Source organism: Fictibacillus aquaticus, assembly GCF_002245695.1.
GTDB classification, from domain to species: Bacteria; Bacillota; Bacilli; order Bacillales; family Fictibacillaceae; genus Fictibacillus; species Fictibacillus aquaticus.
The window spans coordinates 66697-86188 of sequence record NZ_NOII01000003.1 but is presented as its reverse complement, the minus strand read 5'-3'; the positions used below and the strand labels follow the sequence as shown (position 1 = coordinate 86188).

Here is a 19492-nt window from a genome sequence, read left to right as displayed (position 1 = left end):
CTCCGCGTTCTCTCATTATCTGCTTTTCTGCTTGCTCTTCAGCTGCTCAAACAACTTCTCAACAGTTCCAATCCCGACATTATTATATTTCGCGAGGATCACCAGCTCTTTAGGCAGCTGTCCGACTGTCATGATGCCGTTCTCGTTAAGCTGCCTGATCAAGCTCGGAATTCCAATAAACTCCTCTCCAGACAGCGGAATATCAGATAGCTCTTCCGTCACGACAATATAATCATCTTTGTAGAAGAATAGCAGTTCACCGCGACGAGCATCACTGATCTCATTCCGCTTTACTTCCTCTTGAACAAATACATTCAGCTCTTCAAATAATGTCTGGTCATTCTTTTCGTTATAGCGTTTCACCTGTTTATGAAGATCGATCAGACTGCTCGGCAGCTCGCTCATGAACCGCGCCTGCTGCACCTCTCCTAACCGGATCAAAAACGTTTCAGACTTCGGAAAACGCTGCGGCAGCAGAAACGCATCACGCAGAAAATATGGGATGCTTAATGTGCTTTCTTTATACGACAGCTCCCGGACAGGCGTGAAGCTCGCAGACTCTGTAGCTTCCTCAACAGCAGCCGCAACTTCATCCTCTGCCGGCTGGCCGACAGGAGTGGAAAGCAAGTCCTCCAGCGCCTTTAACCGCGCGATCAGCTCCCCGATATCGAGCTGTCCATCTTTCGGCAGAGACGGTTCCTGATAGTCAGGCACAGTTAATTGAAGCGGACCATAGCACTCGATATACCACTTTACAATCGTATAAAGAGCTTCCCATGACAGCAAAGACTCGGAATAGCGGAACATTCTTGAATCGTGTGACGCTTCGTTTCCTACCTTGCGGACATTATGAAGACTGTCATTGACTCTTTGAACAAGAAAACCTTTTTCATTCAAAATGGTTATTCTCTCGATCAGTGTCATCTGCGGCGACTCTTGCACCTTTTCAATCACCATCACATGTTTCAGGATATTCTCCACAAACACCCTCGAATGCGTCAGCATCGTCCGCGGACTGGAAAAAATACTATACTCCAATTCCCTCGCCAGCAGCGCCAGCTCTTTGGAAATCGGCTCAAGAAATTGATAAAAATACTGTGATTTATTCATAGCAATTTGTCTCCTAAAAGTAGAAAAAATAAAGTAACGCTTCTACAGCCATTTTACCTTATTCCTTAGATGACAGCCGCAAAAAAAGACAGCTAAACATCAGGAAATGTTTAGCTGTCTTCAATATTTCATATTAACTATACATCACGTCTTTTTTTTTCATAAGTCCCAGCGTTTCTCCAGTTGTTGTCTGAATTTCTTTGAACAGCCCTGGGTTTTCAGATAATGACACACCGTAAGAAGGGATCATTTCTTTTAATTTCGGCTCCCACTCGTTCATGTGCTGCGGGAAGCACTTTTTGAACACTTCGATCATAACGTGCACGGCCGTAGATGCGCCTGGTGAAGCACCGAGCAATGCAGCGATCGAGCCGTCAGACGCGCTGACAACCTCTGTACCGAATTGCAGCGTACCTTTTCCGCCTTCTGCCGTGTCTTTAATAACCTGCACACGCTGGCCAGCTACGACCGTATCCCAGTCACTCGCTTTCGCGTTCGGGATAAACTCGCGCAGCTCTTCAACGCGCTTTTCATGCGATAACAGCACTTGTTCGATCAAGTATTTCGTCAAACCCATCTCTTTGACGCCTGCAGAAAGCATCGTCATGACATTATACGGCTTGACGGAACCAAGCAGATCCATGTAAGATCCTGTTTTTAAAAACTTTGGCGTGAAGCCGGCAAACGGTCCGAACAGCAGTGACTTTTTGTTGTCGATATAGCGTGTATCCAAGTGCGGCACCGACATTGGCGGTGCGCCGACCTTCGCTTTGCCGTAAACTTTTGCATGATGCTGCTCGACGATCTCTTGATTTTTACATACAAGGAAAAGTCCGCTTACCGGAAATCCGCCAATATTCTTAGACTCCGGAATGCCAGTCTTCTGTAAGATTGGCAAACTCGCACCACCAGCACCGATAAAGACGAATTTAGCCGTATGGCTTTCGATGGCGCCGCTGTCGAGGTTCTGCACCTTCACTTCCCAAGAACCGTCACTCGTGCGTTTCATATTTTTCACACTATGCTTGTAATGAACCTCAACGTTTTGTTTCTGAAGATGATCCATCAGCATGCGTGTCAGCGCGCCAAAATTCACATCTGTACCACTGTCGATCTTCGTTGCCGCGATCGGTTCATTCACGTTGCGGCCTTCCATAATAAGCGGAATCCATTCGAGCAGCTTCTGATGATCCTCAGAGAATTCCATTCCTTGAAACAGCGGGTTAGTTGAAAGCGCTTTAAATCGTTTTTTCAAAAACTCGATATTTTTTTGTCCTTGCACCATACTCATGTGCGGGATTGGCATAATAAATTCCTGCGGATTGCGGATGAGCTGACTGTTCACGAGATACGACCAGAACTGCATCGACACTTGGAACTGCTCATTGATCTTGATCGCTTTGCTCACATCGACCGATCCGTCCGGCTTTTCAGTTGTATAGTTCAGCTCGCAAAGCGCAGCATGGCCCGTACCTGCATTGTTCCATTCGTTCGAGCTCTCTTCGCCTGCTTTCTCTAGCTTCTCGAATACTTTAATCTCCCACTCCGGAGCTAACTCTTTGAGCATAGTACCAAGAGTCGCACTCATGACTCCAGCACCAATTAAGATGACGTCTGTCTTTTTCTGTAAGTCTCTCATCATAACCTTCCTATCCATACGATATTGGCAAACTCGCCTTATCTCTCTCGTGGCACGACAATATATCTATTCAGATTAATTAAAGATTTCTATTATCTAATAATTATAAACTATTTAAATATGAAAAAAAATGAGAATTCCGCCCAAAATGCTCTGTAATTTATAAAAACTAGCACGATGACAGCGTTTTCTTCCTATATCTTTTCCATTATTTACTTCATTATTCTAACATGTAAAAAGCACACAAACGAATGTCAGTGTGCTTTCGACTTTATCGCCACATATTCTCGATCCAAAATACTCATAAAAACATCTGTCTCGTACTTGCCCTCAATGAGTGCGCCTTCCCGCTCCACGCCTTCCTTCACGAACCCGCACTTTTCATAGCAGGCGATCGCGCGGTGATTATATTCCAGGACGCGAAGATCCACTCGGTGCAGCTTTAGTCCCTCAAACGCATATTCCAGGACCAATTGGGTGATTTCTGTCCCCAATCCCTTGCCCCAGACCGATGTATCGAACAGCCCGATTGCATACCTCGCACGGCAGTCGTCTTCATTTACCGTCAATCGAGCCTGTCCGATACAGCGTCCCTCGTATTCCACGCACCACTCCAGCTTGTTTGCCTTAATTCGTTCGAAAAATCCTCTCGCTCCCTCCATCGTCAGAGGCTTCACATTCCGAGTATCCCCGCCGTACATGCGCACAGCTTCGATACTTCTGCCGCAAGCAAAACGGTCTAGAATATCGCTTTCAATCGGCTGTCTGAGTATGACTGATTTTCCTTGAATAACTGGAGCTTGGTTCATGAGATCACCTTCTTTAATATTTTGTTAAATTTTAACACATGTTCATTCAAAAGATTTGGTTTGCATTTTTTAAAAGAAGGATATAAACTTGCTTTGTAAAACGAAATGATTACGATTTGTTAAGAAATGAGGATAAGCATGAATAAAAAAATACCTGTAACAGTTTTAAGCGGTTATTTAGGCGCTGGGAAAACGACATTATTGAAGCACATTCTAGAAAACACGGAGGAAATGCGTGTAGCGGTTATTGTCAATGATATGAGCGAGATCAACATTGACGGGTCCTTGATTAAAAGCGGTGTTATTTCTCAAACAGAAGAAACATTAGTAGAAATGCAGAATGGGTGTATTTGCTGTACGTTAAGAGAGGATTTGATTAAAGAAGTTGAAAAGCTTGCAGCTTCGGGAGATATTGACTATATCGTGATTGAATCGACAGGAATCAGCGAGCCTATACCTGTCGCGCAGACTTTTACATATGTTGACGAAGAAGTTGGCATTGATCTCACAGAAGTCGCAAGATTAGACACCATGGTCACTGTTGTCGATGGGAACCGGTTCTGGGAGGATTTTTCATCTGGAGAAAGTCTGCTTGACCGAAAGCAGGCAACTGAAGAAGGCGATACACGAGAGGTTGTTGATCTGATTATCGAACAGATCGAGTTTGCCGATGTTATTTTATTAAACAAAATTGATCTTCTCCATGAGGAAGACATACAGGAACTAGAAGAAGTCTTAAGTAAACTGAATTCCCATGCAAATGTGATCAGAACAAGCTTTTCACGTGTTCCGCTGCAAGATGTTTTGAACACCGGACGGTTTGACTTTGAAAAAGCAAGCCAGGGAGCGGGGTGGATCAAAGAGCTTAACACTGAGCATGTTCCGGAGACGGAGGAATATGGGATTTCATCGTTCGTTTACCGTTCAAGAAGACCTCTGCACCCTGAACGGTTTATGAACTGGCTTGAGAATTGGCCTGTGGATGTTGTAAGAGCGAAAGGATTCTTTTGGCTCGCTACACGAAACAACACTGTCGGGCTTATTTCACAGGCAGGTACATCGATTATGATTCAGGGAGCTGGAGATTGGGTCGCATCCTACCCCGCTGCTGAACAAGAGGAACTGTTAAAAGAAGAACCCGAGCTTCTTGAAAAATGGGACGAAACATACGGTGACCGGATGAACGAAATCGTGATGATCGGCATCGACATGAATCAAGAGGAAATCGAAACGTCTCTGCATTCCTGCCTTCTGACAGATGAAGAGATGATCAGCAATTGGTCACGTTTGCCTGACCCTCTCCCATCCTTTGAGACTGTATAAATAAAAATAAACAACAAGGAAGTTATTTCTCACATCATTACGAAACAATTATGGATAGGGGTGAAACATGGACAATAACGTATTTGAACAGATGGCAAATCGATATGATACAGAGGAAAGAAAGGCATTAGCAACGGTTATTGTGAAGGAAATACGGCCGCAGCTGAAAAACAGCCAATCAAAATCATTGATCGATTATGGCAGCGGTACGGGTCTCGTTAGTTTAGAGCTCTCTGATCTAGTAGATTCTATATTGCTGGTCGATTCGTCAAAACAAATGCTGGACGTTGCGGAAGCTAAAATCTTACACAAAGAAATCCTCAACGCAAATGTCCTACATTCCGATTTCACACAGCAAACACCTGAACTTAAGTCAGACATTGTGTTACTTTCGCTCGTCCTTCTTCACATTCCGGATACGAAAAAAATTCTGCAGAAACTGTACAGCATTTTAAACGATGGCGGCAAGCTCATTATTGTTGATTTTGATAAAAATAATAGTATCAGTCATCCGAAAGTTCATAACGGATTTGCGCATGAAGAACTCAAAAAACTATTATCACAAGCTGGATTTACGGCAACTGAAATGAAGACCTTTTATGAGGGAAAACAGATCTTTATAAATCAAGATGCTTCCATGTTTATTTCTTGCAGTACAAAGTAATGAAGAGACCGTCCTTGTGTACGGTCTCTTTTTTTGCTTCATTTCTGTTCAGTTCTTTTTTGATATAAGTTCAATCTGATTGTATCTCTTGACAAACAATAACTACTATATGATAATCCTTATTGAATTAGAATTATTATCGTTTACTGTTTTCGAGCAGTAAACTAAATTACACATCTAGGAGGAATTTACTCATGTCATTAATCGGATCAGAAGTAAAACCATTTGCTGCAAAAGCCTATCATAACGGTGATTTCATCGATGTTACAGAAGAAAACTTTAAAGGAAAATGGAGCGTTGTCTGCTTTTACCCAGCGGATTTCACATTTGTTTGCCCTACTGAGCTAGAAGACCTTCAGAACGAATATGCGACGTTAAAAGAACTTGGAGCTGAAGTTTACTCCGTTTCAACAGATACTCACTTTACTCATAAAGCTTGGCACGATCACTCTGAAGCAATCAGCAAGATCGAATATGTCATGATTGGCGATCCTTCACAAAAGCTTTCCCGCAACTTTGACGTATTGAACGAAGAAGAAGGTCTTGCCGACCGCGGAACGTTCATTATCGATCCAGACGGAATCATTCAAACGGTAGAAGTAAACGCTGGCGGAATCGGCCGTGATGCGAGCACAGTTGTCAGCAAGCTGAGAGCTGCGCAATATGTCCGTACGAATCCAGGCGAGGTTTGCCCGGCGAAATGGGAAGAAGGTTCTGCGACACTGAAGCCAAGCCTTGATCTTGTAGGCAAAATTTAAGGAGCGTTACCTATGCTATTAGATGCAGAAGTAAAAGCACAGTTAGATCAGTATCTTCAGCTGATGGAAGGCGATGTGCTGCTAAAAGTCAGCCCAGGGTCCGATGACGTATCGCGCGACATGCTGGCGTTAGTCAATGAGCTGGCAGCCATGTCTTCCCGCATATCTATTGAAAAAACAGAACTAGAACGAACACCGAGCTTCAGCGTGAACCGCGTTGGTGAAGATACTGGCGTCACATTCGCTGGTATTCCGCTCGGACACGAATTCACTTCTCTCGTACTCGCTCTCCTGCAAGTCAGCGGAAGAGCTCCAAAGGTTGATCAAAGTGTCATCGATCAGGTGAAAAGCATAAGCGGCGATTATCATTTCGAGTCGTATATCAGCTTAAGCTGCCATAACTGCCCTGATGTGGTACAGGCATTGAACCTGATGAGTATCCTGAATCCTGGCATCACTCACACCATGATTGACGGCGCTGCTTTTAAAGAAGAAGTAGAAAGCAAAAAAGTGATGGCTGTTCCGACGGTTATGCTTAACGGCGAGCCGTTTGGCAGCGGCCGGATGACGCTTGAAGAAATTTTGGCGAAGATGGGGAACGGCCCTGATGCGTCTGAGCTTTCTGATAAAGATCCGTACGATGTGCTTGTTGTCGGCGGCGGACCTGCCGGCGCAAGTGCCGCTATCTATGCGGCACGCAAAGGAATCCGTACAGGTATCGTGGCGGAGCGCTTTGGCGGACAAGTGATGGATACGATGGGTATCGAGAACTTTATCAGTGTGAAGCAGACAGAAGGACCTAAGCTAGTCGCAAGCCTTGAAGAGCATGTGAAAGAGTACGGCATTGACGTGATGAACCTGCAGCGTGCTCAGCGTTTAGAAAAGAAAGACCTGATCGAGCTTGAGCTCGAGAACGGCGCGGTGTTAAAAAGTAAATCCGTCATCCTTTCCACAGGTGCCCGCTGGCGCAACGTCGGCGTGCCAGGTGAAGCCGAGTTCAAGAACAAAGGCGTGGCCTACTGCCCACACTGTGACGGTCCGTTGTTTGAAGGAAAAGATGTTGCCGTGATCGGCGGCGGAAATTCCGGCATTGAGGCGGCCATCGACCTCGCAGGTATCGTGAAGCATGTTACGGTTCTTGAGTACATGCCTGAGTTGAAGGCCGACCAAGTTCTGCAGGACCGCCTTTACAGCCTGCCGAACGTCACGGTTTTAAAGAACGTTCAGACGAAAGAGATTACCGGTACGGATAAGGTCAACGGTATCTCGTATATCGACCGCGATACGCAAGAAGTGCATCATATCGAGCTGCAGGGTGTTTTCATTCAGATCGGTCTCGTGCCAAACACTGACTGGCTCGGCGAGTCGATCGAACGTACCCGCTTCGGTGAGATCGTGACCGACAAGCACGGTGCCACGAACATCCCTGGTGTATTTGCCGCTGGCGACTGCACAGACAGCGCATACAAGCAAATCATCATCTCCATGGGATCCGGCGCCACTGCCGCTTTAGGGGCATTTGATTACCTGATTCGGAATTAAAACTTTTACCCCCAAAAAAATCGTGAGATGCAACTCTCTCACGATTTTTTTATTATTTACTTTACTTCGGTTTACTCTTTGATTTACTTCCTAATTTTGAACGATATTCATTTCCTTTGTTATTATTGCCGCTCATTAACTCACTGCTGAACTCTTGATCATGTTGTGCTTTAGGCGAACCTTGATTTTTGCTTCCTTCACTGCCATTGCGATTGGTCATCACAATTCCTCCCTTATAAAATACTTTTTCTTAGTATTGCTTATACATTGCTTTTTACACATAAAAAACTGCACCTTCAATTGTTAGTTGTGTCTAACAATCGGGGTGCAGTTCAATCTCGCGTTTTCATAAACTTTTTTACGAAGTCATTTTACCCATTTCACAATATCCTTCATGTCTTGACGGCTCTTTGGACGCGGGTCGCGGACTCGGTACCCAAACGCAGCCATCACGGCGACTTGGAAGTTCCCGCCTTCTAAAACTCCCGCTTTCTCAAGAATGTCATGAACCTTCTCCTGGTCGAACCCTTCAATCGGACAAGAATCGATCCCGATCTGCGCGGCTGCGGTCATCATGTTACCGAGCGCGATATACACTTGTTTGGCAGCCCAGTCATTCATATAACGCTCGTTTTCAAGCAGCTTGAAATCCGATTCTTGGAATGTTTTATAAAACTTGCTGATCGCCTCATATGCCTCTGAAGGCAGCTGGTGTACATCTTTCTTTATATGTTCAATGTAATCCGAGCTGTAGATCATATCCTCTGCCGAACGGGATAGCATCACGACGAAATGACTCGCTGTCGGCAACTGCCCTTGCGCTCCCCACGAAACAGGCTTCAGCTGTTCTCGCAGCTCTTTATTCTGAATGACCACAAAACGCCAAGGCTCAAATCCGAATGAGCTTGGAGACATCCGGCCCGTTTCAAGAATGAACTCGAAGTCGTCATCCGATATCTTTTTGCTCGGATCAAACTCCTTTGTGGCCGATCTGAACTGAAACGCTTCTAGAATTTCTTGTTTCTTTGCTTCTTTATTCATGTATCTCTCTCCCTCATTTATCTCCACCAGAAAACTTATTATAAAGTTGTTACTAAATAATAAAAAGTACGTACTTTTAAGTGCCATAGTATCAATTTTTATACTGCAGGGGAAGCAAAACGAATTGCTGAACTGTATCCAGCTTAGAGTCTCTCTTCTTTGAAAGCATTATGCCAACTTGCGTATAACTGGATTCACGGCAAGGCTTTTCTTTTAGAAGAAGACAGTATAAATAATAAAATAAACCACAGTGGTGTAAGCAATAACGCCGGGCGGGTAGCCTCCGCAAATCCCAGCACGATCAGAATCAGGCCAAACAGCGTCAGCACTGCATAGTTAATGAATGGAGCAAGTGGTGCTTTAAACGCTGACTTTTCGTGCAGGTCTGAACGGTTTTTTCGATATTTTATATGGCTGATCAGGATGACACTCCACACCCAGATAAAGCAGATTGCACTGATTGTCGTTACAATGCCGAAAGCCTGCTCTGGAATCAGTTTGCTCAGCAGTGCTCCCACTGAAACGACAACCGCAGAAACCCAAAGCGCGTTTCCAGGCACATGATTTTTCGTCAATTTTTTAAACGCTTTAGGCGCCTGTTCACTTCTGCTTAACGTAAACAGAATCCGGCTTGTTGAAAACAGTCCGCTGTTGCAGGCAGATGCTGCGGATGTTAGGACGACGAAATTTATGATTCCAGCAGCAAGCGGTATCCCGATTAAACTGAACGTTTTAACGAAAGGACTTTCCGCTGCGCTTAATTGTGTCCACGGATTGATGCAAAGCAGGACAATCAAAGCGCCGACGTAGAAAAACAGAATTCTAAGCGGGATTTTATTGATGGCAGACGGGATATTTTTTCTCGGATCAGACGTTTCCGCTGCAGCTACACCGACCAATTCTACTCCCACGAACGCAAACACAACCATCTGGAATGATAATAAAAATCCGGTCATTCCATTTGGAAACAGACCGCCATGATTCCACAGGTTAGTCACCGAAACTCCCCCCGCATCGGTTTGATACCCAATCACGAGCAAAAAAGCCCCAATCACGATTAACGCGAGAATCGTCACCACCTTGATCAAAGCAAACCAAAACTCCAATTCCCCAAATAGCTTTACCGTTAAAAGATTGAGCCACAGTAAAAGAAGCAAACAGACAATCGCCGGTACCCACTGCGGAATGTTAAACCAATATTGCACATAGACGCCTACCGCGATTACATCGGCCATAGCGGTCATGATCCAGCAGAACCAATACGTCCACCCTGTCACGAACGCAGCCCGCGGTCCAAGATAGTCCTCCGCAATATCCGTAAACGACTGATATCCCTCTTTTGAGAGCAGCAGTTCACCCAGCGCTCTCATCATAAAAAACAACGCGATCCCAACGATCAGATAAGCGAAAATGACAGACGGTCCCGCAAGCTGAATCGCTTTACCTGAACCTAAAAACAACCCGGTGCCAATCGTGCCGCCAATCGCGATCAGCTGCACATGGCGGTTGGCTAAATCCCTCTTTAACTCTTGCTGTGACATGGATGATTCCTCCTTCTAAGATGTAAAAAAGCACGAAAAAAAGAGACTGGAGGGATCTCCAATCTCTAGTACATAAGAATATTAAAAAAGCATGTACTGCACGAAAAACACATGCAAAACAAATACAAATTCAATACTCTTCTGTCCTTTTGCCTGAGATTGTGAACCCTTCGGCGCCGCAAATCGTGCGGTCTCTCCAGAAGCTGCTCCTGCTGTAGTGTGATCCACAGCAATCATAGCTTGCGATATATGAACGTAGGCCGTTCTGATAATGTTCAATACTAGTACGTCGCTGCTAGTATGTCAATTGTTCAAGCCTGGGATTTAATGGATGCTTGGTTTATTTACCTCTCTTTCAATAAGAGCTGCAGAAATTTCGAAAGCTTCTATCCGTCTTTTGGCTAAAGTGATTTGAGATTTATATCTATTAGGATTTTCTTTAGCTTCAAGGGTTTTCACGGTTTCTCTTAGCTTGTGTAAGGTTGAATCAATCTGACGTTTGGCTTCCATTAATTGAGACGCATTAAATTCCATTTAAACACAGCCCCTCTCTCAAATGCTTCATTAAATGTATATGGAAGAGTATATAGCCTTGTTATCCGAAACCTTTCCCCAGAGCTGATTTCCAAAATCATAATGCCACCATTCTTCGTGATAATTCGTAAAACCTACGGACGTAAGTGTGTAATATAGCAATCTTCTATTATGTAAACACTCTTTCTCATTATCATTTAATTTATTGGTGTTTTGCCTGATTTCATAGTATCTTGTTGCAGCTTTATTGGATAAGTCATCAACATCTGTTCCCATATTAAGCAGCTTTCCTTTTTCATCTGCAAGTGATAAATCCACGGAACCGCCTGTTAAATGCGGTGAAGGTTTTAATACATCAGTAGACGGTAATGCTACATATTTCTGTGTTAAAGCTATTAACTCTTCTTCACTGGCAGTTGGATGCTTCACAGATAATTTCTTTCTATAATTATTAAATAATGACTGCTGAACTTCCACTGGTCTCCACGCATCCCAGATTATAAATTTATAACCGCTGGGAAGCTTTAATGATGCTTGCTCTAGCTTATGAGCAAGCGATTCGCGAACATAGCATTCGTTTACAGCGCCATGTATTCCACTTAAATAATACATAGGCTTTACGATAAAACGGCTGTTTTGACTTAGCGGTACTAACTTTTCATCACTTTTTTCTATCACGACATCTTTCCAGCCGTCGACTATTTTGATCTCTGGTATAGACAAATTATTCATCTTTATCATTAATGATGGCGAGCACCTGATGATCTTCCCATTTTCCGTTTATCTTCACATTTTTCTTGGAAATCCCCTCTTTATGAAAGCCCGCCTTCTCTAATATTCTGATTGATCCGATATTTTGAGGCATGACTTCAGCTTCGATTCGGTGCAGTTTAATTTGACTGAATCCAAAGTCAACGATCAATTGAAGAGCCTCTGTCATATAGCCCTTTCCGTTATGCGCTTTATCAAGAGAGTACCCTACCATCGCCTTTTGCGCAGGACCTCTTTCCAGCTTAAAAAGACCAATTGTACCAATGAGTTCATTCGTTATATTCAGGTATATACCAAAAGAGTATCCTAAGTCCTTTTCTCTGTTCTCCTTCAATCTTTCCAGTCTTTTCACATGGCCTTCCAGCGTATAATAATCAGCATCACGATCCGGGGCATATTGATTAAAAAAATCCATGTTCCTTGTTTCAAGCTCTAGTAAAGCCTCTACCTCACTCCGGTCCACCGGATTTATATAAATATTTGTACCTTTTATCATGAACAGACCTCCAACATTTGCAGTTACTATTTAAACGACACTATAGCTAAACTTCAATAAAAAGATGCCCTTCTCCTTGTTGGAGAAATGCATCCGTTTTTATAGTTAATTCTCTTTTTTATTAGAAGGCTCGACTGGCCTCTGCTTAATTATCTTACACACAATTCTGCTATGTTTCTTAATTAAAAATTTGCGTATTTAACCCTTAACCTCTCGTGATAATACTTTATCTTCAGAAGTTAGTCCATCCTCTTATAAAAGAAATGATGACTAAACCCTTCCGGAAAATTATCTAGCTTCCCATACTCCAGATAGCCTAATTTCTCATAAAATTCAGGTGCCTGAAAACTGAGTGTGTCTAACTTTATGAGCTTGCACCCTTTGTTCAATGCCAGTTCCTCTGCAGCGGTCATTAATTCCTTGCCATATCCCTTGCCACGCAGCTTTTCATCTATCCAAAAGAGATCAATGCTTAAACAATGATAATAGATTTGGCCAACAATTCCGCCAAGAATCGTGTCATTGTCTCCTTTCAGCAAAATGCTGACATTTTCAGAAATGGCCTGTCTCGTATGTTCTAAGACTTGGCTCATGTTGTATTCGATTAGATTTCGCCTTACCTCTTTAACACCCTCTTCATTCCAATCCATACTGATGATTATCTGATCCACCATAAAAAGACCCCCGATGCTTTTTCTGTTTATTACCGCTTTCTCTTCCTATATACCTCTCCAACCTGAAATTTCCGTCTACCTGTTATTAGACAAAGGGACGATTATCCTGCTTCCTACCTGGCGCCTTAAACGTATTTCCCTGTCTTCCACAATCCTGCTGCAATTGTTTAATATCATAAGAAAAAGCTAGATTAACGCACCTTGGATAAATTTAAGTGATGAGTACAGTTATATAAGGAACAATTCCATTTGTCTTCAATATGATTCAAAATAGTAATTGAAGTATTATCTATATAAGTCTGTTGGAATTTTTGAGGAAGCAACTTTTGTAAGGTTAATCCGATTAAAGCACCGTGGCCGACTACCAATATTCGTTTACCTTTGTATGTACGAACTATATCTTTTAAAAAGTCTACTCCTCTGTTAGATACTTCTTCAAAGTCTTCCATTCCAAGATTTAAATTACGCCACTCACTACCCCATTTTCTGACTCTTTGTTCTTCCGTAGTGCCTTCAATTTTTCCGCAATGTATTTCTCTTAACCTTTCATCAATATGACAATCAGGCAAGCCTATTTTATTTCCAATAATTTTTGCAGTTTCAAATGCCCTAGATAAGTCACTCGTAAAAATCATATCCCAATGTTCTTCAAGAGATAGCCTATCTCCAATGCTTTTGGCTTGTTTTCTGCCAATCTCATTTAAAGGAATATCACTTACACCTTGAGCCTTGCCTAAGGAGTTCCATTCAGTTATACCGTGCCGAATCAGTCCTATGGTAGTCATTCTCCCACCCTTTTCTTAATCCCCTGTGCTTTCCTCAAATAAAAAATACGAATCTTTCTTTAAAACCACACTATGAAACGAACTGTTCTAATTATTAATCACAATTTCCCCTTCACCTTGTGGGATTTCAAATCCATTAAGGTAAGAGGTTAGCAATTCCTCTGAAATAGGGAACGAGTTTGCATCAAAGCGTTGGTTGCGTAGCTTAAGTCGTTCACGTAGATCATTTGGATGAACATTTAAATAGATAAGTCTCCATTTACCGCCAGAATCCTTAATCAGTTTTTTATATTGATCCCGTCTTGCACGATCCCAAAAACTGAAGTCAATGACCACCTGCTGTTTATCGTGAATTAATTTTATTAAACGGCCGCGTAATTTTTCTTCTGCAGCTTTCCTGTATTCCTCAAATTTATCCATTGGGAAATCTATCCCCCAACGGCCATTGACAGCCCATATTTCTTCATCAATTGAAAGCCGTACAAAACCACGCTTTTCCAAAAGCTGTGAAAAAGTTGTTTTTCCAGATCCAGCCACACCACACATCATCACAACTAATGGCGTTACATCATTTTGTTCACGAAGAATAACGTCAAAATTAAATTTTTCAAATATCTGCATATGTCCTCACATTTTTTGACGTAAAATCCTACTTACCTTAAGTTAATTCTCAATCTTAGACATTAATACCTTCTTTCACAATCCTGTACAGCCCGCGTTCCCCATTCCTATCATGTTGGATGCAAGAGGAAGCATGAAGCATATTTTCATCTTTACGTTATTCCCACTCATTATTTCGTTTTATTCCTGTTTACCATGCTTGACGTAAAACCAAAAGGTGTTATATTATAAACGCGCAACCAAATGGTTATACTTTTTACATAGGAGATGATTTACATGACAACCTTGCCAGATATTAAACAAACAGTTGTTTTTAATGCACCGATTCAAAAGGTGTGGGATACGGTTTCAACCGCAGAAGGCATGTCCGCCTGGTTCATGCCAAACGATTTTAAAGCCGAGGAAGGACACGAATTTCACATTCAATCCCCTTTTGGCCCTTCTCCTTGCAAGGTGCTCTCGATCGATGAACCACACAAGCTTTCCTTTGCATGGGATACGGATGGCTGGGTCATCACGTTCTTACTCGAGGAAAAGGGAGTTCAAACCGAGTTCACGCTGATTCATAGTGGCTGGAAGGACGAAGATGCGGTCATCGGAAAAGCGAACGAAAAGAGTTCAGTGATTCACGACCGCATGAACGGCGGATGGGTTGGCATCGTCAATGAGAGACTTAAAAAGGCAGTTGAGCGCTAAGTGGCTGCACCAGCTGAGAAACATGATGTCTTTAAAGCGATCGCGGACCCTACCAGGCGTGAAGTGCTGAGGCTGCTTTCAGAAAATGAGCGGCCCATCTCAGAGATCACCTCTCACTTTTCCATGAGCCGGACAGCGGTGACAAAGCACCTTCAGATTTTGGCGGAGGCTGACCTGATTTCCGGGCGAAAAGAAGGCCGGGAAAAGATCTACCAGCTCCACCCTGAACCATTGAATGAAGTGAAGCAGTGGCTCTCCTACTATGAGAAGTTCTGGAGCAACAAACTGTCCATGCTTAAAAATTTGGTGGAGGAAGATTAAGCTAGGCTAACAACTTCAAGATAAAAACAAGCTGATTTTCCTTTAATGGAGAATCAGCTTTCTATTTTTGTACCTGAACTCATGCCGCAGATCGTTCCGGAGCTCGTTCCGCTTTATTAAAAAGAAACGAAAAGAAATGAAAATAAAAAAATGAAGAAGAATGCCGAAATTTTTTTCAATTGCAGCTACTTTTTACAAGAACACTCCTATTTACTGCATGAAGAAATGCACTAAAAAGGAGATTTGAAAATGAACTATATAAAAGAACTGAACGCGTTCTATGACTGGCTTGAAACGAATGAACTCTCTCCATCGGCGATTAATTTATGGTATGCACTGCTGCATATCAACAATAAAGCCGGCTGGTGCCATAGCTTTTGTGTAGCAGAATCTGTACTGCATGTAAAAACCGGTTTATCCGACCGGACGATCAGAAAAGCCAGAGCCGAGCTAAAGGAAAAGAACCGGATCGATTTCTGCTCCAGAAAAGGCGGTCGTGCTCCGGTCTATACCATCACATCCTTCTTTCCTGCAGAAAAAAGTATCGCAGCTCGTGCCGGAGAGAATGCTGCGGCAAAACCGCAGCCCCCAGCGTCAGCAGCACTTCCACCACTTCCAAATCTCGTTCAATCGTTCGCAGCCAACTTTCATTACCAGCCAAGCACTAATCAGATTCAACTGTTGTCTAGCTACATCGATCAGGACGGCATGGATGAAGAGCTCGTCATCTGGGCGATGAACGATACCGGACAGCGCGGCAAGCATTTTGAATATTTCCGGACGATGCTAAACCGTTTGTCCGTAAAAAGAATACATACCGTTAAGGAAGCAATCAGCGCCCGTGAAGAGTACAAAAAAAGGATTGAGCAGTCACGCAATAAAGGAAATGTCCGGCCATTCCGGAAAAACATGTCTGCTTCCCCGGTGCCTGAGTGGGTAGGTGATCACCAGCATTCGATGACGAGCTTTTCTTCTAGTAATGAAGGCGAGAATAAGCAGTGGCTGGATGAGATATTGGAGGGGCTTTAAATGACTATTAGCGAGGTTTAAGTAGAAGCCGCGCAGAATACTTTTTTACATATTTTTGAATATAATCTCTGCTATCATAAAATAGAGTGATAAACTATATTTACTAAACCGTGATCCCCACTTATTTAAGAATGGAGGAATATCATGTTTAAAGTAGGAAGTATATTTATTCCAGTAACAGACATTGAAAAATCTACACATTGGTATGAACGATTTCTTGGTGTGAAAAAAATTGACTGCTGGGAAGGCGGTGCTGGATTTTTTTTACCGATAGGCACAACACAATTAGCCTTAGTAAAAGTAGATTCCCAGCAGTCCACTGAGTTTGCCGTAAATGGCAGCCAGAAAAATGCCTATTACAATTTTGTAGTTGAAGATATTGAATCCGCCCATAAGCACTTTAAAGACAATGGCGTCGTTACGACTGAAATCGATGATTTTGGCGGGATGAAATTTTTTAGTTTTTACGACTTAGATGGCAACCCATTTAGTGTGGTAAATGAAGTTGAGAGTTCCCCTTACCACTCAGATAATGTTAAACAAATGCAAGAAAGAGCTTTAAACAATAGTTAGTTAAAAAGATTTACCAGCTCAACAGGGCTGGTCATTCTTTTTTGTATTCATTACTACATGAGAATTTATATATTCAAGATGCTTTAAACTTTGAATCTCCATTTTTCTCCATTATAATAGTAATTATCATAATAATCTGACTTTTACATTATGGTTTGATAATATCTGCACTTGATGTTTAAAAAACGGAAGGAGAATAGCAATGGATAACCACAATAAGCCCGATCAAAAGGAACATACGTCTGCTGGCCAATGTCCTGTCACCCATCACAAGGATAGTGCGATCACGACGTCGCGAGCTCCCGGCCGTACGACGAATAAAGATTGGTGGCCGAACCAGCTAAACTTAAATGTTCTTCGTCAGCATGACAGAAAATCGAATCCGATGGGAGACGATTTTAATTATCGCGAAGAGTTCTCGAAGCTGGATTACGATGCGCTGAAAAAGGATCTTCATATGCTTATGTCTGACAGCCAGGAGTGGTGGCCGGCTGATTATGGTCACTATGGTCCTTTCTTTATCCGTATGTCGTGGCATGCTGCTGGTACATACCGTACAGCTGACGGACGCGGCGGCAGCTCATCCGGATCACAGCGTTTTGCCCCGCTTAACAGCTGGCCGGATAACGTGAATCTTGATAAAGCACGCCGTCTGTTATGGCCGATCAAGCAAAAGTATGGAAACAAGATTTCCTGGGCGGACTTGCTCGTTTTAACGGGTAACGTGGCACTTGAATCGATGGGATTAAAGACGTTTGGGTTTGCCGGCGGTCGTGAAGACATTTGGCATGCAGAGGAAGACGTGTACTGGGGGACGGAAAAGGAATGGCTGGCGGACAACCGCTATTCCGGTGACCGTGAGCTTGAAAAGCCGCTCGCAGCCGTTCAGATGGGTCTTATTTACGTGAATCCGGAAGGGCCGAACGGAAAGCCCGATCCTCTCGCAAGTGCCCGCGATATTCGCGACACATTCGGCCGTATGGCGATGAATGACGAAGAAACGGTTGCCCTTATAGCGGGTGGTCATACGTTTGGAAAAGCGCACGGTGCCGGCGATCCTTCTCTTGTCGGTGACGATCCAGAAGCGGCAGTCCTTGAAACGCAGGGCTTTGGCTGGCTGAGCAAACACGGCAGCGGTAAAGGACGCGATACGATCTCAAGCGGTGTAGAAGGAGCGTGGACGTCGAACCCGACGACATGGGACAACGGCTACTTCGGCCTGCTCTTCGGCTACGAGTGGGAGCTGACGAAAAGTCCAGCAGGCGCATATCAATGGACACCGGTGGATGTGACGGAGGAACATCTGGCTCCTGATGCCGAAGATCCATCAATACGTGTAAAGACGATGATGACAACGGCGGATATGGCATTACGTATGGATCCAGACTATGAAAAAATTTCCCGCCGCTATTACGAGAACCCTGAAGAGTTTGCCGATGCCTTCGCACGCGCATGGTTCAAGCTGCTTCACCGTGACATGGGTCCAAAAGTTCGTTACCTAGGTCCAGAGGTTCCGCAAGAAGAGCTCATCTGGCAGGATCCTGTTCCAACGGTTGATTATGACTTATCAGACAGTGACATCGCACAACTAAAAGAAAAAATCCTGAACACAGGACTCTCGGTAAGCGAGCTCGTGAAAACCGCCTGGGCTTCTGCAAGCACATATCGCCAGTCCGATATGCGCGGAGGCGCGAACGGTGCACGCATCCGCTTGGAGCCTCAACGAAACTGGGAGGCGAACGAGCCGGCTCAGCTGGAAAAAGTACTTGGAGTCTACCAAAATCTCCAAAACGATCTCAACACGAAAGTCAGCTTAGCCGATTTAATTGTTCTCGGCGGAAGTGCCGCTGTTGAAAAAGCGGCAAAAGATGCCGGTTTTGATGTAACGGTTCCTTTTACACCTGGACGCGGAGATGCCACACAAGAGCAAACCGATGCCGAAACCTTTGATGTGTTAGAGCCCGTATCGGATGGGTTCCGCAACTATCAAAAGAAAGAATACTCCACGAGCCCTGAAGAGATGCTCGTAGACAAAGCACAGCTGCTCGGTCTGACCGCTCCTGAAATGACCGTCCTTCTCGGCGGCATGCGCGTTTTAGGGACGAATTTTGAAGGCACGAATCACGGCGTATTCACGGACCGTGTCGGCACACTGACAAACGACTTCTTCGTGAACCTGCTGGACATGGGTGTAGAGTGGAAAGCAGCCGGCTTCAATCAATTCGAAGGCCGCGACCGTAAAACAGGAGAAGTGAAGCGTACTGCAACACGCTTTGATCTTGTTTTTGGATCAAATTCAGAACTGCGGGCACTTGCGGAAGTGTATGCGCAGGATGATAACAAAGAGAAGTTTGTTAGGGACTTTGTTGCAGCTTGGGTGAAGGTTATGGATGGGGATCGGTTTGATGTAAGTATGACAAATCGGTAAATGGCAGTAAGGTTAAAATTAACGGGAAGCCCAGGCTTCCCGTTTTGCTTACTACTTCCCAAGAAATAAAGTAAACCAATATTATAAAAAATATACTGCATATATGAAATTTGTCGCTGCCGTTCATTACAGAATTT

21 protein-coding genes and 1 riboswitch are annotated in these 19492 nt (G+C 43.7%); of the genes, 9 read left to right on the top strand and 12 right to left on the bottom strand.

Going from position 1 to position 19492, the window contains the following annotated elements; all coding sequences use genetic code 11:
- Positions 1-15: 15 nt before the first annotated feature.
- From CGZ90_RS10955 to CGZ90_RS10945, 3 genes are all read right to left on the bottom strand, one after another.
- Complete coding sequence (locus CGZ90_RS10955) at positions 16-1110, bottom strand: DUF4145 domain-containing protein (protein ID WP_094252551.1); 1095 nt, start codon at positions 1108-1110, stop codon at positions 16-18.
- A gap of 133 nt (positions 1111-1243) precedes the next feature.
- Entirely contained in the window at positions 1244-2767 is a 1524-nt protein-coding gene (locus tag CGZ90_RS10950; protein ID WP_276206764.1) for a malate:quinone oxidoreductase, read from the bottom strand.
- 236 nt (positions 2768-3003) lie between these two features.
- Positions 3004-3558, bottom strand: a complete 555-nt coding sequence (locus tag CGZ90_RS10945) for a GNAT family N-acetyltransferase (RefSeq protein WP_094252549.1) — start codon at positions 3556-3558, stop codon at positions 3004-3006.
- A 138-nt stretch (positions 3559-3696) separates the two neighbouring features.
- On the opposite strand from CGZ90_RS10945, the gene CGZ90_RS10940 reads away from it, so the two are divergent.
- The 4 genes from CGZ90_RS10940 (at position 3697) to ahpF (ending at position 7845) form a co-directional block, all read left to right on the top strand.
- Positions 3697-4881: a GTP-binding protein gene (locus CGZ90_RS10940; protein WP_094252548.1), complete on the top strand. Its 1185-nt coding sequence runs from the start codon at positions 3697-3699 to the stop codon at positions 4879-4881.
- A gap of 67 nt (positions 4882-4948) precedes the next feature.
- Positions 4949-5545 (top strand): class I SAM-dependent methyltransferase, encoded by a 597-nt coding sequence (locus tag CGZ90_RS10935; protein ID WP_094252547.1) that lies wholly within the window; start codon positions 4949-4951, stop codon positions 5543-5545.
- Between the two features lie 194 nt (positions 5546-5739).
- Complete coding sequence (ahpC, locus tag CGZ90_RS10930) at positions 5740-6303, top strand: alkyl hydroperoxide reductase subunit C (RefSeq protein WP_094252546.1); 564 nt, start codon at positions 5740-5742, stop codon at positions 6301-6303.
- Positions 6304-6315: 12 nt separating this feature from the next.
- Positions 6316-7845 carry an alkyl hydroperoxide reductase subunit F gene (ahpF, locus tag CGZ90_RS10925; protein ID WP_094252545.1) on the top strand — a complete coding sequence of 510 codons (1530 nt, stop codon included), beginning with the start codon at positions 6316-6318 and terminating at the stop codon, positions 7843-7845.
- A gap of 61 nt (positions 7846-7906) precedes the next feature.
- Here ahpF and CGZ90_RS10920 read toward each other — a convergent pair whose 3' ends face one another.
- The 9 genes from CGZ90_RS10920 to CGZ90_RS10880 form a co-directional block, all read right to left on the bottom strand.
- Positions 7907-8065, bottom strand: a complete 159-nt coding sequence (locus CGZ90_RS10920; protein ID WP_094252544.1) for an imidazoleglycerol-phosphate dehydratase — start codon at positions 8063-8065, stop codon at positions 7907-7909.
- A 146-nt stretch (positions 8066-8211) separates the two neighbouring features.
- Positions 8212-8886 (bottom strand): NAD(P)H-dependent oxidoreductase, encoded by a 675-nt coding sequence (locus CGZ90_RS10915; protein WP_094252543.1) that lies wholly within the window; start codon positions 8884-8886, stop codon positions 8212-8214.
- A gap of 194 nt (positions 8887-9080) precedes the next feature.
- Complete coding sequence (locus tag CGZ90_RS10910; protein WP_094252542.1) at positions 9081-10427, bottom strand: amino acid permease; 1347 nt, start codon at positions 10425-10427, stop codon at positions 9081-9083.
- Positions 10428-10558: 131 nt separating this feature from the next.
- A riboswitch (glycine riboswitch) is annotated at positions 10559-10637 on the bottom strand.
- A 114-nt stretch (positions 10638-10751) separates the two neighbouring features.
- Positions 10752-10961, bottom strand: a complete 210-nt coding sequence (locus CGZ90_RS10905; RefSeq protein WP_094252541.1) for a hypothetical protein — start codon at positions 10959-10961, stop codon at positions 10752-10754.
- Positions 10962-10991: 30 nt separating this feature from the next.
- Positions 10992-11702, bottom strand: coding sequence for a M15 family metallopeptidase (locus tag CGZ90_RS10900; protein WP_094252540.1), 711 nt, complete (start codon positions 11700-11702; stop codon positions 10992-10994).
- Positions 11686-12228 carry a GNAT family N-acetyltransferase gene (locus tag CGZ90_RS10895; protein ID WP_094252539.1) on the bottom strand — a complete coding sequence of 181 codons (543 nt, stop codon included), beginning with the start codon at positions 12226-12228 and terminating at the stop codon, positions 11686-11688. The genes CGZ90_RS10900 and CGZ90_RS10895 overlap by 17 nt, the downstream gene beginning before the upstream one ends.
- Before the next feature lie 239 nt (positions 12229-12467).
- On the bottom strand, positions 12468-12902 hold the full coding sequence (locus CGZ90_RS10890; protein ID WP_094252538.1) for a GNAT family N-acetyltransferase: 435 nt from the start codon (positions 12900-12902) through the stop codon (positions 12468-12470).
- Between the two features lie 191 nt (positions 12903-13093).
- Positions 13094-13687, bottom strand: a complete 594-nt coding sequence (locus CGZ90_RS10885) for a histidine phosphatase family protein (protein WP_094252537.1) — start codon at positions 13685-13687, stop codon at positions 13094-13096.
- Positions 13688-13774: 87 nt separating this feature from the next.
- The gene (locus CGZ90_RS10880) at positions 13775-14302 is read right to left on the bottom strand and encodes a P-loop nucleotide/nucleoside kinase family protein (protein WP_094253108.1); all 528 of its coding nucleotides are present in this window, start codon (positions 14300-14302) and stop codon (positions 13775-13777) included.
- 273 nt (positions 14303-14575) lie between these two features.
- Between CGZ90_RS10880 and CGZ90_RS10875 the strand changes: the two genes are divergently transcribed.
- From CGZ90_RS10875 to katG, 5 genes are all read left to right on the top strand, one after another.
- Positions 14576-15004: an SRPBCC family protein gene (locus CGZ90_RS10875; protein WP_379675033.1), complete on the top strand. Its 429-nt coding sequence runs from the start codon at positions 14576-14578 to the stop codon at positions 15002-15004.
- Entirely contained in the window at positions 15005-15325 is a 321-nt protein-coding gene (locus CGZ90_RS10870) for an ArsR/SmtB family transcription factor (protein ID WP_094252535.1), read from the top strand.
- Between the two features lie 249 nt (positions 15326-15574).
- On the top strand, positions 15575-16354 hold the full coding sequence (locus CGZ90_RS10865) for a DnaD domain protein (protein ID WP_094252534.1): 780 nt from the start codon (positions 15575-15577) through the stop codon (positions 16352-16354).
- A gap of 144 nt (positions 16355-16498) precedes the next feature.
- A complete protein-coding gene (locus CGZ90_RS10860) occupies positions 16499-16927 on the top strand; it encodes a VOC family protein (protein ID WP_094252533.1) in 429 nt (142 codons plus the stop codon).
- A 202-nt stretch (positions 16928-17129) separates the two neighbouring features.
- A complete protein-coding gene (katG, locus tag CGZ90_RS10855; protein ID WP_094252532.1) occupies positions 17130-19355 on the top strand; it encodes a catalase/peroxidase HPI in 2226 nt (741 codons plus the stop codon).
- The last annotated feature ends 137 nt before the right edge of the window (positions 19356-19492 follow it).

Coding starts and splice junctions, on each gene's coding strand:
- CGZ90_RS10955 (WP_094252551.1), bottom strand. CDS start 1,110: ATGAATAAATCACAGTATTTTTATCAATTTCTTGAGCCGATTTCCAAA.
- CGZ90_RS10950 (WP_276206764.1), bottom strand. CDS start 2,767: ATGGATAGGAAGGTTATGATGAGAGACTTACAGAAAAAGACAGACGTC.
- CGZ90_RS10945 (WP_094252549.1), bottom strand. CDS start 3,558: ATGAACCAAGCTCCAGTTATTCAAGGAAAATCAGTCATACTCAGACAG.
- CGZ90_RS10940 (WP_094252548.1), top strand. CDS start 3,697: ATGAATAAAAAAATACCTGTAACAGTTTTAAGCGGTTATTTAGGCGCT.
- CGZ90_RS10935 (WP_094252547.1), top strand. CDS start 4,949: ATGGACAATAACGTATTTGAACAGATGGCAAATCGATATGATACAGAG.
- ahpC (WP_094252546.1), top strand. CDS start 5,740: ATGTCATTAATCGGATCAGAAGTAAAACCATTTGCTGCAAAAGCCTAT.
- ahpF (WP_094252545.1), top strand. CDS start 6,316: ATGCTATTAGATGCAGAAGTAAAAGCACAGTTAGATCAGTATCTTCAG.
- CGZ90_RS10920 (WP_094252544.1), bottom strand. CDS start 8,065: ATGACCAATCGCAATGGCAGTGAAGGAAGCAAAAATCAAGGTTCGCCT.
- CGZ90_RS10915 (WP_094252543.1), bottom strand. CDS start 8,886: ATGAATAAAGAAGCAAAGAAACAAGAAATTCTAGAAGCGTTTCAGTTC.
- CGZ90_RS10910 (WP_094252542.1), bottom strand. CDS start 10,427: ATGTCACAGCAAGAGTTAAAGAGGGATTTAGCCAACCGCCATGTGCAG.
- CGZ90_RS10905 (WP_094252541.1), bottom strand. CDS start 10,961: ATGGAATTTAATGCGTCTCAATTAATGGAAGCCAAACGTCAGATTGAT.
- CGZ90_RS10900 (WP_094252540.1), bottom strand. CDS start 11,702: ATGATAAAGATGAATAATTTGTCTATACCAGAGATCAAAATAGTCGAC.
- CGZ90_RS10895 (WP_094252539.1), bottom strand. CDS start 12,228: ATGATAAAAGGTACAAATATTTATATAAATCCGGTGGACCGGAGTGAG.
- CGZ90_RS10890 (WP_094252538.1), bottom strand. CDS start 12,902: ATGGTGGATCAGATAATCATCAGTATGGATTGGAATGAAGAGGGTGTT.
- CGZ90_RS10885 (WP_094252537.1), bottom strand. CDS start 13,687: ATGACTACCATAGGACTGATTCGGCACGGTATAACTGAATGGAACTCC.
- CGZ90_RS10875 (WP_379675033.1), top strand. CDS start 14,576: ATGATTTACATGACAACCTTGCCAGATATTAAACAAACAGTTGTTTTT.
- CGZ90_RS10865 (WP_094252534.1), top strand. CDS start 15,575: ATGAACTATATAAAAGAACTGAACGCGTTCTATGACTGGCTTGAAACG.
- CGZ90_RS10860 (WP_094252533.1), top strand. CDS start 16,499: ATGTTTAAAGTAGGAAGTATATTTATTCCAGTAACAGACATTGAAAAA.
- katG (WP_094252532.1), top strand. CDS start 17,130: ATGGATAACCACAATAAGCCCGATCAAAAGGAACATACGTCTGCTGGC.